18 protein-coding genes, 1 pseudogene and 1 riboswitch are annotated in these 14,926 nt (G+C 60.5%); of the genes and pseudogenes, 3 read left to right on the forward strand and 16 right to left on the reverse strand.

The annotated features are described in order from the left end of the window. Positions 1-182: pseudogene (locus ACE4YL_RS10615) on the forward strand (hypothetical protein); the annotation flags it as partial. A 33-nt stretch (positions 183-215) separates the two neighbouring features. Here ACE4YL_RS10615 and plsX read toward each other — a convergent pair. From plsX to ACE4YL_RS10640, 5 genes are all read right to left on the reverse strand, one after another. After that, positions 216-1,202, reverse strand: coding sequence for a phosphate acyltransferase PlsX (gene plsX / locus ACE4YL_RS10620; RefSeq protein ID WP_461358536.1), 987 nt, complete (start codon positions 1,200-1,202; stop codon positions 216-218). Next, positions 1,195-1,773 (reverse strand): transcription factor FapR, encoded by a 579-nt coding sequence (gene fapR / locus ACE4YL_RS10625; RefSeq protein ID WP_461358535.1) that lies wholly within the window; start codon positions 1,771-1,773, stop codon positions 1,195-1,197. Before fapR ends, plsX begins: the two co-directional genes overlap by 8 nt. Positions 1,774-1,905: 132 nt before the next feature. Beyond that, entirely contained in the window at positions 1,906-2,094 is a 189-nt protein-coding gene (gene rpmF / locus ACE4YL_RS10630) for a 50S ribosomal protein L32 (protein WP_461358534.1), read from the reverse strand. Then, entirely contained in the window at positions 2,051-2,641 is a 591-nt protein-coding gene (locus ACE4YL_RS10635) for a YceD family protein (protein WP_461358533.1), read from the reverse strand. Before ACE4YL_RS10635 ends, rpmF begins: the two co-directional genes overlap by 44 nt. A gap of 56 nt (positions 2,642-2,697) precedes the next feature. Continuing rightward, a complete protein-coding gene (locus tag ACE4YL_RS10640) occupies positions 2,698-3,474 on the reverse strand; it encodes a patatin-like phospholipase family protein (RefSeq protein WP_461358532.1) in 777 nt (258 codons plus the stop codon). A 56-nt stretch (positions 3,475-3,530) separates the two neighbouring features. Between ACE4YL_RS10640 and ylbJ the strand changes: the two genes are divergently transcribed. After that, complete coding sequence (ylbJ, locus tag ACE4YL_RS10645) at positions 3,531-4,742, forward strand: sporulation integral membrane protein YlbJ (RefSeq protein ID WP_461358531.1); 1,212 nt, start codon at positions 3,531-3,533, stop codon at positions 4,740-4,742. Here the strand turns inward: ylbJ and ACE4YL_RS10650 are convergent. The 7 genes from ACE4YL_RS10650 to ACE4YL_RS10680 form a co-directional block, all read right to left on the reverse strand. Further along, positions 4,715-5,203, reverse strand: a complete 489-nt coding sequence (locus ACE4YL_RS10650; protein ID WP_461358530.1) for an ATPase — start codon at positions 5,201-5,203, stop codon at positions 4,715-4,717. The two genes, ylbJ and ACE4YL_RS10650, sit on opposite strands and share 28 nt — an antisense overlap. Continuing rightward, positions 5,200-5,694 (reverse strand): pantetheine-phosphate adenylyltransferase, encoded by a 495-nt coding sequence (coaD, locus tag ACE4YL_RS10655; RefSeq protein ID WP_461358529.1) that lies wholly within the window; start codon positions 5,692-5,694, stop codon positions 5,200-5,202. The genes ACE4YL_RS10650 and coaD overlap by 4 nt, the downstream gene beginning before the upstream one ends. Next, the gene (gene rsmD, locus ACE4YL_RS10660; protein WP_461358528.1) at positions 5,691-6,248 is read right to left on the reverse strand and encodes a 16S rRNA (guanine(966)-N(2))-methyltransferase RsmD; all 558 of its coding nucleotides are present in this window, start codon (positions 6,246-6,248) and stop codon (positions 5,691-5,693) included. The genes coaD and rsmD overlap by 4 nt, the downstream gene beginning before the upstream one ends. 11 nt (positions 6,249-6,259) lie before the next feature. Beyond that, positions 6,260-8,257, reverse strand: coding sequence for an ATP-dependent DNA helicase RecG (gene recG / locus ACE4YL_RS10665; RefSeq protein ID WP_461360391.1), 1,998 nt, complete (start codon positions 8,255-8,257; stop codon positions 6,260-6,262). A gap of 82 nt (positions 8,258-8,339) precedes the next feature. Then, positions 8,340-9,197 carry a DegV family protein gene (locus ACE4YL_RS10670; protein WP_461360392.1) on the reverse strand — a complete coding sequence of 286 codons (858 nt, stop codon included), beginning with the start codon at positions 9,195-9,197 and terminating at the stop codon, positions 8,340-8,342. A gap of 24 nt (positions 9,198-9,221) precedes the next feature. Beyond that, positions 9,222-10,889 carry a DAK2 domain-containing protein gene (locus tag ACE4YL_RS10675; RefSeq protein WP_461358439.1) on the reverse strand — a complete coding sequence of 556 codons (1,668 nt, stop codon included), beginning with the start codon at positions 10,887-10,889 and terminating at the stop codon, positions 9,222-9,224. Positions 10,890-10,909: 20 nt separating this feature from the next. Further along, a complete protein-coding gene (locus ACE4YL_RS10680; protein WP_461360393.1) occupies positions 10,910-11,317 on the reverse strand; it encodes an Asp23/Gls24 family envelope stress response protein in 408 nt (135 codons plus the stop codon). Between the two features lie 149 nt (positions 11,318-11,466). On the opposite strand from ACE4YL_RS10680, the gene rpmB reads away from it, so the two are divergent. After that, a complete protein-coding gene (gene rpmB, locus ACE4YL_RS10685; RefSeq protein WP_461359476.1) occupies positions 11,467-11,658 on the forward strand; it encodes a 50S ribosomal protein L28 in 192 nt (63 codons plus the stop codon). 59 nt (positions 11,659-11,717) lie between these two features. On the opposite strand, the gene ACE4YL_RS10690 is transcribed toward rpmB, so the two are convergent. The 4 genes from ACE4YL_RS10690 to rsgA all read right to left on the reverse strand — a co-directional run bounded on the left by ACE4YL_RS10690 (position 11,718) and on the right by rsgA (position 14,924). After that, positions 11,718-12,359 (reverse strand): thiamine diphosphokinase, encoded by a 642-nt coding sequence (locus ACE4YL_RS10690; RefSeq protein ID WP_461359475.1) that lies wholly within the window; start codon positions 12,357-12,359, stop codon positions 11,718-11,720. Then, positions 12,343-12,861, reverse strand: coding sequence for an energy-coupled thiamine transporter ThiT (gene thiT / locus ACE4YL_RS10695; protein WP_461359474.1), 519 nt, complete (start codon positions 12,859-12,861; stop codon positions 12,343-12,345). Before thiT ends, ACE4YL_RS10690 begins: the two co-directional genes overlap by 17 nt. Before the next feature lie 74 nt (positions 12,862-12,935). Beyond that, positions 12,936-13,051, reverse strand: a riboswitch (TPP riboswitch). 346 nt (positions 13,052-13,397) lie between these two features. Beyond that, the gene (gene rpe / locus ACE4YL_RS10700; RefSeq protein WP_461360394.1) at positions 13,398-14,042 is read right to left on the reverse strand and encodes a ribulose-phosphate 3-epimerase; all 645 of its coding nucleotides are present in this window, start codon (positions 14,040-14,042) and stop codon (positions 13,398-13,400) included. 15 nt (positions 14,043-14,057) lie between these two features. After that, positions 14,058-14,924: a ribosome small subunit-dependent GTPase A gene (gene rsgA, locus ACE4YL_RS10705; protein WP_461359473.1), complete on the reverse strand. Its 867-nt coding sequence runs from the start codon at positions 14,922-14,924 to the stop codon at positions 14,058-14,060. Positions 14,925-14,926 lie beyond the last annotated feature (2 nt).

Genomic DNA, 14,926 nt, shown 5'->3' on the forward strand with positions numbered 1-14,926 from the left:
TCATCCCGAAGGGGAAGCCCATCAAGTCCTTCAGCGCAGACCACATCCGAAGAGCTGAGACCTTGGTGAATAACCTACCTCGGAAGATCTTGGGTTACCGCACACCGTTGGAGCTCTTCCAGGAGGAACTATCGAAGCTGAACACAACTGTGAAATGCTTTATAGAACGGGTTTCTGGCTAGCTGTTGCATTTGCTATTGCATTTTAGACAATTCCTAGGTGGCCATGCGCTCGGCGATGATCTCCACATAGCGGTTCTGCACGCCTTCCCGGGCCACCCGGATGGCGTTGTAGATGGCTTTGGCATTGGATCCGCCGTGGGCGATGATCACCACCCCGTTGATGCCCAAAAGCGGTGCCCCGCCGTATTCGTTGGGGTCCATCCGCTTTTTGATCCGGCGGAAGCCGGGTTTCATCAACAGGGCCCCGGCAGTGGCCACCAGGCTCCGCTTGGCCTCTTCCTTGATCATGCCCAGGAGGGTGGACCCTAAGCCTTCGGCAAACTTGAGCACGATGTTGCCCACAAAGCCATCGCAGACCACCACATCCACATGGCCCGCGGGGATCTCCCTGCCCTCCACATTGCCGATGAAGTTCACTGCCGCATCCTGGAGGAGCGTGTAGACCTCCTTGGCCAGCTGGTTGCCCTTGCCGGGCTCGTGGCCCACGTTGAGCAGGCCCACCCTAGGGCTGTGCACCTTGAGGACCTCGGAGGCATAGATGGAGCCCATCTGGGCAAACTGCACAAGTTGATTGGGGCGGCAATCCGCATTGGCCCCCACATCCAGCAGCAGGGTAAAGCCTGTGGCGGTGGGCATAATGGTGGAAATGGCCGGCCGCTCCACACCCTTGATCCGTCCGATATTGAACAGGGCGGCAGCCAGGGTAGCCCCTGTATTCCCGGCACTGACCAGGGCCTGGGCCTGGCCCTGGCGCACTAGTTTAGCCCCCTGCACCAGGGAAGAGTCGGGCTTGGCCCGCACCGCAGCCACCGGCTCCTCATCCATGTGCACCACATCCGGAGCGTGGACGATCTCCAGGCGGCTGCCGCCGGCCTTCCCGCCCACCAGCGCTTTTAGGCGGCGTTCATCGCCGGTGAGGATGATTTGAACGTTGTCCAGCTCCGCCGCGAGCAGGGCTCCTTCCACGATCTGCTCCGGCGCATAGTCTCCTCCAAACGCATCTACTGCAATCCTAAGCACGGTTTGCCCCTCCCTTATCAGCCACATCAACCACCACAAATTCGCCGTTGAACACCAGTTCATCCTGGACGTAGCTGGCCACCGCCACCCGGTAGTGATCGCCCTGAACGGCAGTGACCTGGGCCTTGGCCAAAACCCGATCCCCCAGTTTCACCGGGCGCAGGTAGTCCACCTTGGCTCCCTCAGCCTGGACATCTTCCGAATCCACCAGGGCCACCGCCAGGGAATAGGCTTGGGCAAAGAGAAAATGACCCCTGAGGATCTGGTTGTGGGCGAAGACCATGGCTTCCGTAACTTCCATCACCGAGGAGCCCTTTTGGCCCAGCTCCAGCTCCACCAGATCACCGATGACCTCTTCGCCCCGCAGGGCGCGGATGGCGGAATAGGTGTCAGCGGCGATGGTTTTCGCCCGTTCCCTGAGTTCTGGAATGTCTAAAGCCATGCGGTCCAGGCGGATGGTGGCCACGCTCACCCCCAGCCGTTCGGCCAGCTGCCAATCGGTGAGGAAGGGATCTTTCTGCAAAAGTTCCCGAAGGGCCTTCCTCCGTTCGTTCCGGCCCTGCCTGCTCAACCCTGCTCCCCCCTTAACGCCAAGTCTTAGCACCAGGTTATAACTACTATTCAGTATAGGGCGGGGGTGGGAAAAAGTAAAGTAAAAATTTAGAATAAAAAAAGATGTCCCAAACGAGACACCTTTTCCAAGCTATTTTGCCTCTTCTACCTGAATAACCTGGCGTCCTTTGTACGTCCCGCAGTTCAGGCAGACACGGTGGGACATTTTGGGCTCCCGGCAGCTGGGGCAGATACTGGCCTCCACTACCGCGATGCGCCTCCAATTTGCCCGGCGCTTATTTGTCCTTGCCTTTGAATGTCTCCTCTTCGGTACTGCCATCGTCCTTCCTCCTTTCTGGTCTAGCGGCTTGCGGCGATAATTCCAGCAGCTTGCTCAAGGGAGCAAGGCGCAGATCGATGTCCTCCTGGGCGCATCCGCAGTCTCCTTCCGCCAGGTCCGCTCCGCAGCTGGGGCAGAGACCGGGGCAAGTTTCACTGCACACCACCTTCATGGGCAGGCTGATGAGCAGTGATTCCCGGATAATGCCCGTTACATCGATTTCGCTGCCTTCCACCAGCAGCTGCTCCTCAAGCAGCTCCTCGTCTTGGTCCAATGCTGTCTCTTTCAAGAATTCCTCCTCGCAGGATGCCTCCAGGGTTACCCCAAGGGGTTTGAGGCACCGACTGCAGCGGAGTTCCACATCCACAGTAAAGCTGCCGGCGACCAAGTATGCATCTCCGGTGTTTGTCACCTTCAGCTCTGTTCTAATGGGCCCGAGGACCTTTTTCACTTCGGGCAGAGTGCTTAGGAAATCACCGGGAAGCTCCCGCTGAACCTTAAAAAAGGCCCCTTTGCGGCCCTGAATACCGCTGATATTGAGACGCATCTTAATCACCTCATAGATTATACAAAGATTCTGCCACCCTGTCAACAACCTGCAGGTTAGGCGGTTTCAGCCAGGAGAGCTTCGATCTCCGGCAGAGCTTTCTGGGCTGCCTGCCTGCCCTTCTCCACGATTTCTGCAGCCCGGTTGAGCTGGGTGAGGCGCACATTGCCCAGCTCAGGCTCGATGAGAATATCGCAGTCCACCCAGCGGCTGGCCGCGGCCTGCCTGCTTAAAATATCGATGGTCTGGATGATCACATCCGGCAGATGGCGCACCCGGCTGCGCAGGGGTGCCCAGCCCACATCCACCGCGATCACCACATCCGCCCCCAGCCGGCGGCAGAGATCGCCGGGAACCCTGTTCACCAGACCCCCATCCACCAGGAGCCGGCCCTCTTTTTCCACGGGCACAAACACGCCGGGAATGGACAAACTGGCGGTAACCGCATCCGCCACCGAACCCCGGTCCAGCACCACCTCTTCCCCGGTGAGCAGATCGGTGGCCACCACCGCGGCCTTGATGGGTAGATCCTCGAAGCGCCGATCCCGGGTGAGCAGGCGCAGCATGTTGTGGATCTTATCTGGAACAATGAGTCCCCTGCTCCGCAAGGTCCAGCTGGTGAGATCATTCCAATCCAGCTCCTGCACCATACGTCCCAGAAGCTTAAGATCCGATCCCGCGGCAAACAATCCCGCCACCACCGCCCCGGCGCTGGTGCCGCAGGCGATTTCAATCGGGATGCCCTCTTCCACCAGCACCTGGAGCACCCCCAGGTTGGCCAGTCCCCGGGCAGCCCCGGAACCGAGCGCTACGCCCACCTTGGGATCAGGCATAATACTCACCTCAGCTTCGTAAGAATTAGCAGACCATCGAGGAAAGGGTGTGGCCCATGGGCCCAAGCCGCGGTTTAGCAGTTGTGGCCTGCCTTCTAACCCTATTAATTGTGGCCTATCCCGATATCTCCTTCCAAGCTTCCCTGTCCGGGCTGAAACTCTGGCTGGAGGTTGTGCTCCCTTCTCTCCTGCCCTTTTTTATCCTGGCCGACCTGCTCATGGGCCTGGGCGTGGTGCACTTTTTGGGCGCCCTTTTGGAACCTGTCATGCGCCCGCTGTTTAAAGTCCCCGGGGAGGGAGGCTTTGCCCTGGCCATGGGCCTGGCCGCAGGTTTCCCTTTGGGGGCCAAGGTCACAGGGGATCTCACCCGGGCTGGGCTGGTCACCACCACAGAGGGGGAGCGCCTTTTGGGCCTGACCCATACCGCCAATTCCCTGTTCTTGGCCGGGGCTGTGGCGGTGGGGATGTTCGGCCGGCCGGAGCTGGGCCTGATCCTGGCCGCGGCCCACTACCTGGGGGCACTTTTGGTGGGAGTGTGCATGCGGCTCCACAGGGGAGCGGAAACTCCCCCGGCAAAAAGTCAAGAAGCTTACCTGACCAGGGCACTGCGGGCCTTAGATCAGGCGCGCAGAAGGGATGGACGCCCTGTCGGAAAGCTCTTCGGTGATGCGGCCAAAAGCAGCTTTGCCAGCTTGCTCTTTATCGGCGGCTGCATCATGTTTTTCTCTGTGATCGTGGAGGTCTTATCCGCCGCCGGCCTCATGAACCCGGTCCGGGCCGGTTTGGGCTTCCTGCTCCAGTTCGCGGGCATCGACGCCAGCTTGAGCAGTGCAGTGCTCCACGGCTTTTTCGAAACCACCCTCGGCGCACAGCTGACCAGCAAAACCACTGCCTCCCTGGCTTCCCAGGTGGCCGCGGCCAGTTTGGTCTTGGGCTGGAGCGGCCTTTCCGTCCACGGCCAGGTGGCGGCCCTGATCAGCGGCAGCGGCCTGCGCTTGAGGCCCTACCTCACCGCCCGGTTGCTCCACGGCTTGTTTGCCGCGCTGATCTCCGCCCTGCTCCTGGGCCCGGCGGGCTTCATCCCCGCTTCCCTTGGGCGGGTGCTCCCGGCCCTGGGGAGCGGCGCCTACCTGGACGGCAGCTTCGGAGCCCGGCTTTTGGCCTCGGCACGGCTGGCCACCAGTTTCCTGCTGATCCTGATCCTCATCCTCAGCACCGTCTGGCTGCTGCGGCGCATTGTCTACATTTCCCTGCGCTCCAGGGATTGATCCTGCTCCCGGCCTGCCTGCAGGGCCTGCTGGCCCCGCTCGATTTCAGCTAGAGCCCGGCTGAGCACATCGTGCAGCTGGGCAAGCTTCTCCAAGGCATATTCCTCCGCGCCCTGCTGCATCTCCTGGGCGCGCCTTTTGCTCTCTTCTAAAAGGAGCTTGCTCTCTTCCTCCGCCTGGCGGTAAATCTCGCTGTTGCTCACCAGTTTCGCGGCATACTCTTCTGCTTTGGCGATCATGCGCTCAACCTGTTCCTGCCCCTCGGCGATCATCTTCTCCCGTTCTGAGGAGACCGCCTCGGCCCGTTTGATCTCTTCGGGAACGGCGGCGCGGATAATGTCCAAGAGATCAAGCAGCTCATCGGCATCGATCAAAACCTTGCCCACCAAAGGAACCTCGGGCGCCTTCTCCACTAGTGCTTCCAGTTGGTCAATGAGGACCAAAAGATTCACTCGGTTCACTGTGACCTCTCCCTACTTTTGAATTTCTTCGCCAACGCCTCAGCCACGCGGGGGCTGACCCACTTGGACACATCTCCCCCGAATTCCGCCACTTCCTTCACCGCGGAAGAGCTGATGAAGGAATACTCGCTGCTGGTCATCATGAACACCGTTTCCACGTCCGGGTCCAGGTAGCGGTTCATGGCCGCCAGTTTGAACTCGAATTCGAAGTCGGAAACGGCCCTCAATCCCCGCACCATGGCCGCGGCCTTTTTCTGCTTGGCATACTCAATGGCCAGCCCTGAGTAAGTGTCCACTGTCACATTTTTCAGCCCCTTGGTCTCTTCCCGCAGGAGCTCCATACGTTCAGCCACAGTAAAGAGGGGAACCTTCTCCGGATTGTGCAGTACGCAGATGTACAGATGGTCAAAAAGGCTGCTGGCTCTGGTGATGATGTCTAAATGCCCGTAGGTAACCGGGTCAAAAGTACCTGTGCAGACCCCGATTTTCACTGGGACCCCTCCCATCGATAAAACAGAAGCGCTGTTTCCCCGTAGGTGCGGATCTGTTCTAGGCAGAGTTTCGACACGCCTAGGGGAGCTTCCTCTTTTTTGCTCACTTCGGCGATGATTATTCCCTCCGCCTTAAGCAGGGCCAGATCCGCCAGGGCCCGCAGGGTCTTGAGGCCCAGCCCCTGGCCGTAGGGGGGATCGAGGAAGATCAGATCGAACCTTTCGCCCCTCCTTTGCAGCCTGGCCAGCACCGCAAAGACATCCCCCGGCAGAACCAGCCCCCCCTCCAACCTGGTGCGCTCCAGGTTCTTTTTGATCTGCCCGCAGCAGGCGCGATCAGATTCTACCCAGACCACCTTCTCCGCTCCCCGGCTTAAGGCTTCCAGGCCCACCGCGCCGCTTCCCGCATAGAGATCCAAAAAAGAACTGCCCAAAACTTTAGGCCCCAAAATGTTAAACAGCGCCTCCTTGACCCGATCCCCGGTGGGCCGGGTGGCCAGGCCCTTCACGCTGCTTAGCCTGGTGCCCTTGGCTTTGCCTGCAATTACCCGCATGTCCTGCACTCCTAAAGGGGGTATTGATCCAGTTCCGCCGCGAGCTCAGGGTAGCCCTCAAGGTGGGGATCCCGGCTCAACAGCGCCTTCGCCGCCTCAGCCGCCTGCTGCAGGAGGTCTTTATCCCTGGTGAGATCCGCCAGGCGGAAATAGGGCTGGCCCCACTGGCGCACCCCCAGGAGATCCCCCGGACCCCGCAGGAGCAGATCCTGCTCGGCGATGAAAAAACCGTCATTGCTCCTGCGCACAACCTCCAGGCGGGCCCGGCTCTGGGGCGAGAGGTTGTAGGCCAGAAGAAAACAGATGCCCGGCTTCTTCCCCCGCCCCACCCGGCCCCGGAGCTGGTGCAGCTGGGCCAGGCCGAAGCGCTCCGCGTTTTCAATCACCATCACAGTGGCGTTGGGCACGTTCATCCCCACTTCCACCACGGTGGTGGCGATGAGCACATCCAGTTCGCCCCGGGCAAAGGCCTGGAACACTTCTTCTTTTGCCCGGCCCATCTGGCCGTGGATCAAGCCCACCCGGGCCTGGGAAAGAAGACCCCTTTGCAGCTCTTCCATTTCCTGCACCGCGGCCTTGAGATCCACATGCTCCGATTCTTCCACCAAGGGGAAGACCACATAGGCCTGCTCCCCCTTTTTCACCCGGGAAAGCACATAGCGGTACACATCGGCGCGCCTATCCGGGTGGATCAGCCGGGTATCCACGGGCTGGCGGTGGGCGGGCAGCTGCCTGATTTCTGTAATGTCCAGATCCCCGTACATGGTCAGGGCCAGGGAACGGGGAATGGGGGTCGCGCTCATGACCAAAAGGTCCGGATTGCCCTTGCCCAAAAGGGCAGCCCGCTGCCGCACTCCAAAGCGGTGCTGCTCGTCCACAATGGCCAGGGTGAGGTTTTTGTACTCCACTTTATCCGTGATCAGGGCATGGGTGCCCACCACCACATCTATTTCCCCCCGGGCTAAGGCCACTCGCACCTGTTCCTGCTCTTTACCCTTCATGGCTCCGATCAGCAGTTCCACCCGGATTCCCAAGGGTTCAAGGGACCGGCGGAGCCGCTCCACCATCTGCAGGGCCAGCACCTCCGTGGGCACCATCATGGCCACCTGGCCGCCGCTGGCCACCGCCTTCACCGCGCCGTATTCCGCCACGATGGTCTTGCCTGAGCCCACTTCCCCCTGGACCAGGCGGCGCATGGGCCGCGGCTCTTCCATATCCCGGGCCACCTGGCCCAGGGCGGCCTTTTGATCGGCGGTGAGCTCAAAGGGGAGCTGCTGCAGAAAGCGGGCCACCAGTTCGCCGTCCTTTTGGTGGGCGATGCCCTCCCGCTGCCGCTGCCCCCGCTGGAGTCCCAAGTGGAAGAGGAAAAACTCCTCAAAGACCAGGCGCTCCCGGGCCCGGTGGTAGCTAGCCCAGTCACTAGGAAAATGGATCTGGCGCAGCGCCTCCCGCCTCTCCAGGTAGCGGCCCACAAGTTCCGGGGGGAGGCATTCCTTGAGCTCCCCGAGATGCCGCAAAGCGGCCCGCACCCAGTTTACCCGCTGGTTGTTGGTGATCCCCGCGGCCAGGGGGTAGATGGGCATCAATCCCCGATGCTCCGGCGGGCGGGTGTACACTTCCGGGGAAGTCATCTCCGGGAACAGGGTGCCCTCCTTGACCAGACCGTAGACCCACACTTCTCTGGCCCGCTGCAGTTTGCGGTAAAGAAAGCTCGGCCCCGGGGCGCGGTGGTGGACAAACCAGGTGAGCCCCAACTGGCCGCCGAGGGTGGCTTGGATCAGGCGCCTGCCTTGGGAGATGGGGCGCTCCCTGAGCTGCAGCAGGGGGCCGTGCACCAGCTGCACCGCGCCTGGCTGCACTTCTTCCGGCTCCAAGACTGCCTGGAAGTCTTTATAGGTCCGGGGGAAGCTGAACAGCACATCCCGCACCGTCTGCAGTCCCAAGCCTTTGAGGGCCTGGGCCTTCTTCACACCGACGCCGGGGAGAGAAGTAACCGGCCTGTTGAGCATGGCTTGATCACCCCAATCAAAAACAAGCCCCATCCTAGAGGGAGCTTAGGATGGGGTTGTGCGTGTTCTCGAGGGAAGCCCTTCAGACGCAGTAGAGAAAGACCGCCACTGTACCCGGCCCGGCATGCACCCCGATGGTGGCTCCAATTTCCCCCACCACTACTTCATCTTGGAGATCTAAAATCTCCGGGAGTGCTTCCGCCAGGGCGTCGGCTTCGGTTTGGTTATCCGCGTGGCTGACGGCAGCTTTGAGCTGTTTGCCAGGGTTCCGTTCCCGAAACTCCGCACCGAGCTCCCGCAAGCGCTTAAAGGCCTTGGCCCTCCCCCGGATCTTTTCAAAGGGGGCCACCTGGCCGTCCACCAAAGTGAGGACCGGTTTGATGTTGAGCAGGGTTCCCACCAAGGCGGAAGCTAGCCCAATGCGCCCGTTTCTCTGCAGATACTCCAGGGTATCCACGACAAAGTAGACCCGCAAGGAGTCTAAGATGCCCTCAACCTCCGTGAGGATCTCCTCGGCGCTTTTTCCCGCCTGGGCTGCCTTGGCCGCTGCGATGGTGGGGACGCCGATACCTAAAGAAGCGGCTCTGCTGTCCACCACATGGACCGTGATCTTGGGATCGATCATGGTAGTGGCCAGCATGGCCGACTGGTAAGTCCCGCTCATCTTGCTGCTCAAGTGGATGGAGATGATGGTATCGCCGGGCTTGGCGATGCGTTCATACACTTCCACGAACTCCGCGGGGGAAGGCTGGCTGGTACTGGGCATGCGGGTCTCCTGTTTCAGCCGGGCGTAAAACTCCGCGGCGGTGAGATCCACGCCGTCCTTGAACACCTCATCCCCAAAGCGCACCGTCAGGGGCACCACTTGGATGCCCAGTTCCTCCCTGAGCTTGACCGGCAGATCACTGCCGCTGTCTGTTACCACATGGATTTGACCCATTTCTATCCCTCCCCAGGGACCTGTTTATTCAACGGAGACGATGTAGTAATAGAGGGGCTGCCCCCCGGCGTACACTTCCACTTCACACTCGGGGAACTCGGCGCTGATCAGCTCGGTGAGCTCCTGGGCCGCCGCCTCATCCAGATCCGCGCCGTAGTAGATGCTGATCACCGACGAGTCTTCATCCACCATTTTGCGCAGCAGATCCTGGGCCACACTGGCGGGCGTGGCGCCCACCACGGCGATCTTACCCTCCGCCAGGCCGATGATATCCCGCTCTTCAATGTGCAGATCGCCGGCCACCGTGGAGCGGACCGCGTAGGTGATCTCCCCGGTCTTCACTTCCCGCATCCCCTCTTCCATGGCGGCCAGGTTATCCTCCAGGGAATCCTCGGCCACGAAGTACATGAGGGCCGCGATCCCTTGGGGCACAGAGCGGGTAGGTACAACACCCACCGGCTTTTCCGCCAGTTCCTTGGCCTGCTGGGCAGAGAAGATCACGTTCTTGTTGTTGGGCAGGATGATCACCTGTTCAGCGTTGACGCTGTCGATGGCCCTGACCAGCTCCTCGGTGCTGGGGTTCATGGTCTGGCCGCCGGTGACGATGCAGTCCACACCCAAACTCTTGAAGATCTCCGCCAGGCCATCTCCGGAAACCACCGCCACAATCCCGATGGGCTTCGGTTCGCTCTGCCCCGAGTTGACGGGGAAGTCGATCACGTTATTGCCCACGCTGTAATCCAGGTGGTGGCTTTCCTCATGGCTGGCGAACTCCTGATTCTGCAGACGCATATTATCGATGGCGATCTCGGTCAGTTCCCCCAGGGCCCCGCAAAACTCCAGGACCTGGCCGGGATGGTCTGTGTGAATATGCACCTTCACCACATCGCCGTCGCTCACAACCAAGAGGGAATCGCCCTTGGACTCCAGTTCTCCCCTCACCTGGTGGGGATCGATGCCGCTGCCCAGGATGATGAACTCGGTGCAGTACTTGTTCACTGAAACTTCCTGTTCCACCTGGGGAACGGCTTCCACCGCCGGCGGCGCCGCCATTTCTGCGAGGAGCTCTTCCAGCTCCTCAGGCGCGGCGGTCAGCCCCATGAGAAAACCCTCAAACAAACAGACCAGGCCTTGACCGCCTGCGTCCACCACTCCAGCCTGTTTAAGGACGGGGAGAATATTGGGTGTGTCCGCCAGGGCCTGCCGGGCCCCATCCAGGGCCGCCTGAAGCACTTCCAGGGCGCCGGCACCTTGGGCAGCGGCCTGCGCGGCGTGCTCCGCGGCCACCCGGGCCACCGTGAGCATGGTCCCTTCCACCGGCTTCATCACGGCCCGGTAAGTGGTCTGGGAGGCGGTAGCCAGGGCATGGGCCAGATCCTCCCCGGTGATTTCCTCCTGGACATGGGCTAGGCCATCGGAAAACCCGCGGAAGAACTGGGAAAGGATAACCCCGCTGTTACCCCTGGCCCCCATGAGGGAACCCCGGGTCAGCAGGGAAGCTAGCCGCCTGATTTCCCCATTGCCGAACTGTTCCAGCTCTTTTGTGGCTGCGCTGAGCGTGAGGGACATATTTGTTCCCGTGTCGCCATCTGGCACCGGGAAGACGTTCAACGCGTTGATTTTATCTTTCTGCTGGTCTAGATGGCGGGCCGCCGCCAGCAGCATGTTTTTGAAAGCAAACCCATTGATCACGTCCAACGTTGTTCCTCCGATCACTTTCTCGTTGGGCGAGTAACTCGCACACCCTGGACCTTCACATTAATGCGGTCCACCTTCAGGCCGAGCAGGGATTCAACTGCATACTTCACCCGCTCCTGGACATTCCTGGCGACCTCAGATATCTTCACGCCGTATTCCACCACAATGTAGAGCTGGATGCTGATGCTGTCTTCGTTGAACTGTATATCTACGCCGCGCTCGTAGTTCTCGCGGCGAAGCAAATCCGAGAGCCCTTCCTGGATGTTGCGCGGGGCCATGCCTACAAGGCCGTAGCATTCCGTGGCCGCCACGCCGGAGATGGTGGCGATTACCCCTTCCTCAATCGCAATCTTGCCGTATGGGCCTTGAATCTCTTGGGCCACAACTGTCCCCCTCTCCACACCATTTCCAAATTGGTCCATCGACTATCATCCCTATTCTACCCATTTGACCCCTGCTTGTAAAGGATTTTATCTTGGCGGCTGTTTCCCGCATCTCACCTTGCATTTCCAAAAACCCTGTGCTACAATGTAGTAGCGTTCAGGAAATCGGTTCAAAGGGGGTAGGAAACATGGCTAGACGGTGCATCGTCTGCGACAAGGGTACGGTTACCGGTAATCTGCGCAGCCATGCGGAGAACAAAAATCGGCGCACCTGGAAACCCAACCTGCAGAGAGCTCGCATCATCGTCCAAGGCAGCCCCAAAAGGGCTTATGTCTGCACGCGGTGTCTCAAGAGCGGAAAAGTACAGAGAGCTCTTTAGGCCTGCCCCTTCATATATGTTCGCAGAGAAGGACCCCTAGGTGAGTACCTAGGGGCATTTTATTGCTCACAAATCAGGAGCAGAACGCCTTCTTCAAGGCTCACGCCGATCTCCCCCTCCAGGGCGTAATTGCTGATGCCCAAGGTACTGCCCTTGTGCAGGTCCTGCCCGCTGAGGGGGTAGCCCAGTCCCCGGGTGCGCACCCCCCGCACGCAGGGGGTCAGGGGAATTAGGGAGACGAAGCTGCCCGGCGATACCTTGGCCTTCACCTGACCGCTGAAGGCCGTGAGCCTGTGACCGCTGGTGAGCAGCTCGTTTTCCACACCCTCCAGGGCCAAACGGTAGAGCAGCTCCACATTGCCCAGGGCATGGTCGATGCGGCTGCCCCAGCCCCCCACCAAGGTGATGGAGCGGGCCCCCTTTTCTAGGGCCAGCTCCACCGCAAGCTCCAGATCGGTCTGATCTTTGCGGGCCGGTACCGTGTGGAAGGGCACCCCCTCCTCCCGCCAAAACTTTTGATCCTCCAGGGAGAGGGAGTCCAGATCGCCCACCACAAGGTGGGGCTTGAGCCCCCAGCGCCGGGCCAGTGCCGCCCCGCCGTCCGCGCAGATGATCAGGGTGGCGGAGGAAAAGGCCGGGGGCCCTGCGGGCAGATCCTCCCCGGCCGCCAGAATCAGCGCCCGCCTATTCCCGCGGTTCAAAGATCTCCCTCCGCCTCTCCAAAAGCCAGATGATCACCAAGGTGATCACGGCGCTGGGCACCAGGTAACCGGCGTTGTAGCCCAGGGAATAGCCCCAGACGGAGCTCCCCTCGGGGGTGTATTCGGCAAAGAAGATCACCCCGGAAAGAACATGGAGAATCAGGCGCAGCAGGCTCCCTGTGATTACTCCCAGCCAGCGCACTTGGCGCAGAAGGCCAAACCCGGCCACGCCCAAAACGAGAAAGGCCGCGGGGTAGTCCAGGATCACCTGCACGGGATGGTAGATGTAGCCGCCGAGGATGATCTGGAGCACCCCGAACAGCCCGCCGCCCATGAGGCCCGCGACGCCCCCCCGGCGGAAGGCCAGAACGAAGATGGGCAGCATCTCCAGGGTAATGCTTCCCCCCTGGGCCGCCCGCCAGAGCCGCAGCTCCGAGAGGAGCAGGGCGGCCCCCACCAAGACCGCGGTCTCCACCATAATCTGAACGTTCTTGTTGCGCATCAACGCACCTCCTAGATTCCCGATCTCCTTCCGCCCTCGGCACTAAAAGCAAAACATGGACGCGAAGCGGTCCATGTTCCAAATCACCGCTTCCCTACGCTGGAATTACCCAAACAGGTTCGAAGGGTTCGGATCCGCGGCCCCTGCCGCCTGATCCTGTCTCAGCTGATCAGCACCCCTAGCGGAACTCAATCGTATTTGTTTGCTTATTACTTCTTGTTCCAAAGAGAAAACCCTCCCCAAAAGCGCGGAAAAAAGAGAAAAGCATCCCGCAAATCAGGATGCTTTTCCGACGGCCCTTACTGAGCGGCGGGTTTGGTTTCTCGCTTCGCAGGCGAACGCGAAGCATTTGTCCTTGCCCAGGGAGTTGGTATTTTTTTGGTGATCGATTGAAAAGTTAAGGAACACTACCCTCCTTTCTCTGCGTTTTCCGCCGTCCGCTCAGTGTGTTTCTATAATAAAGCAAATTGTCAGACTTGTCAAGCATAGAGATGTACTTTTCCGTCAATTGAGGCCAAAAGAAAAGGTAAGCAAGCTTACCTTACAGCGCGCCGCAGCGCTTCGATATAGGCTGCGGGGTCTTCCGCCTGGAAAATGGCGGAACCGGCCACGAAGTTGTTGGCCCCTGCCTCCGCCAGCTCCCGGATGTTTTCCACGCTCACTCCCCCGTCCACCTGCAGCTCAATGGGTCGCGCGCCGATAAGCTCCCGGCAGTCCCGGATTTTCTCCAGCATGGCGGGGATAAAGCGCTGCCCGCCAAAGCCGGGGTTGACGGTCATCACGAGGATCAAGTCCAGATCATCTAAAACATAGCGCAGCCCATCCAAGGGCGTATGGGGATTGAGGGAGACGCCAGCTTTGCACCCCAGCTCCCGGATGCGGGCCAGGGTACGCTGCAGGTGGACCGCGGCCTCATAGTGCACAGTTATAATCTCCGGCCGCACCGCCGCGAACTGCTCCAGGTAGTTTTCGGGATGCTTGATCATCAGGTGCACATCCAAGGGGAGCTCCGTGCAGCGGCTCACCGCCTCAATTACCGGCAGTCCAAAGGAAATGTTGGGCACAAACTGCCCGTCCATCACATCAAAATGCACCAGATCGGCACCCTTCACCTTGGCCAGCTCGGCCCGGAGATTGCAGAAATCGGCAGCTAAAATGGATGCACTAATGCGTATGTTCACGGCAAGGGCTCCCTTCTAATAGCGTGGTGTTACTTCTTCCAAAAAGAGCAGGTAATGCCCGTGGCGGCTGGGGGCGATTTCGCCTGCCTCCACCGCCTCTAAAACGGCGCAGCCGGGCTCGCTCCGGTGCAGGCAGCTGCGGAAGCGGCAGGCACCCCGGTAGCGGTCGAACTCGGGGAAGGCCAGCTGCAGCCGCTCCTGCTGCTCCTGGCCAGCTTCCAGGTGGAGCTGGGAAAAGCCCGGAGTGTCCGCCACGTAGCCCTGATCAAAGGCCAAAAGCTCCACCCGGCGGGTGGTATGCCTGCCCCGCTGCACTTTGGCACTGACCTCCCCAATCTCCAGCTGCAGCTGGGGGTTTAAGGCGTTGAGCAGGGACGATTTGCCCACCCCGGAGGGTCCAGCCAAAACGCTGATCTTCCCCTGGATGGCTTCCCTCAGATCTTCCAGGCCCTGGGAGGTGCGGGTGCTGGTCACGATGGTCCGGTAGGGAATGGCGGCATACAGGGAGCGCAGCTCCTCCGCCCGGGCGGGGTCCAAATCGGCCTTGTTGAAAACCACCACACAGGCCAGATCCATCAGCTCAGCCTGGACCAGGATCCGGTCCAGCAGCACCAAATTGGGCAGGGGCTTTTGCACGGCGAAGACCACCAGCACCTGGTCGATGTTGGCAACGGGCGGGCGCACCAGCTCCGAGCGGCGGGGCAGGATCCGCTCCACCACGCCTGTGGAGCCTCCACTTAAGGAGACTTCCACCCGGTCCCCCACCAGCACCCTCTCCACTTCCAGGCGCAGCCGCCCCCGGAGCGTGCACTGTAGGCGCCCTTCCTGGGTTTCCACTTCGTAAACTCCACCTATGCCTTTAACGATTATTCCTTCCCGCATAC

Source organism: Candidatus Darwinibacter acetoxidans, assembly GCF_041936445.1.
Classification (GTDB): Bacteria; Bacillota; Limnochordia; order Darwinibacteriales; family Darwinibacteriaceae; genus DTU010.

What these genes read in the sequence shown, in the direction of transcription:
- rpmF (WP_461358534.1), bottom strand. Translation starts at nt 2,094, where the DNA reads ATGGCAGTACCGAAGAGGAGACATTCAAAGGCAAGGACAAATAAGCGC.
- ACE4YL_RS10635 (WP_461358533.1), bottom strand. Translation starts at nt 2,641, where the DNA reads ATGCGTCTCAATATCAGCGGTATTCAGGGCCGCAAAGGGGCCTTTTTT.
- ACE4YL_RS10640 (WP_461358532.1), bottom strand. Translation starts at nt 3,474, where the DNA reads ATGCCTGATCCCAAGGTGGGCGTAGCGCTCGGTTCCGGGGCTGCCCGG.
- ylbJ (WP_461358531.1), top strand. Translation starts at nt 3,531, where the DNA reads ATGGGCCCAAGCCGCGGTTTAGCAGTTGTGGCCTGCCTTCTAACCCTA.
- rsmD (WP_461358528.1), bottom strand. Translation starts at nt 6,248, where the DNA reads ATGCGGGTAATTGCAGGCAAAGCCAAGGGCACCAGGCTAAGCAGCGTG.
- recG (WP_461360391.1), bottom strand. Translation starts at nt 8,257, where the DNA reads ATGCTCAACAGGCCGGTTACTTCTCTCCCCGGCGTCGGTGTGAAGAAG.
- ACE4YL_RS10670 (WP_461360392.1), bottom strand. Translation starts at nt 9,197, where the DNA reads ATGGGTCAAATCCATGTGGTAACAGACAGCGGCAGTGATCTGCCGGTC.
- ACE4YL_RS10680 (WP_461360393.1), bottom strand. Translation starts at nt 11,317, where the DNA reads ATGGACCAATTTGGAAATGGTGTGGAGAGGGGGACAGTTGTGGCCCAA.
- rpmB (WP_461359476.1), top strand. Translation starts at nt 11,467, where the DNA reads ATGGCTAGACGGTGCATCGTCTGCGACAAGGGTACGGTTACCGGTAAT.
- thiT (WP_461359474.1), bottom strand. Translation starts at nt 12,861, where the DNA reads ATGCGCAACAAGAACGTTCAGATTATGGTGGAGACCGCGGTCTTGGTG.
- rsgA (WP_461359473.1), bottom strand. Translation starts at nt 14,924, where the DNA reads ATGCGGGAAGGAATAATCGTTAAAGGCATAGGTGGAGTTTACGAAGTG.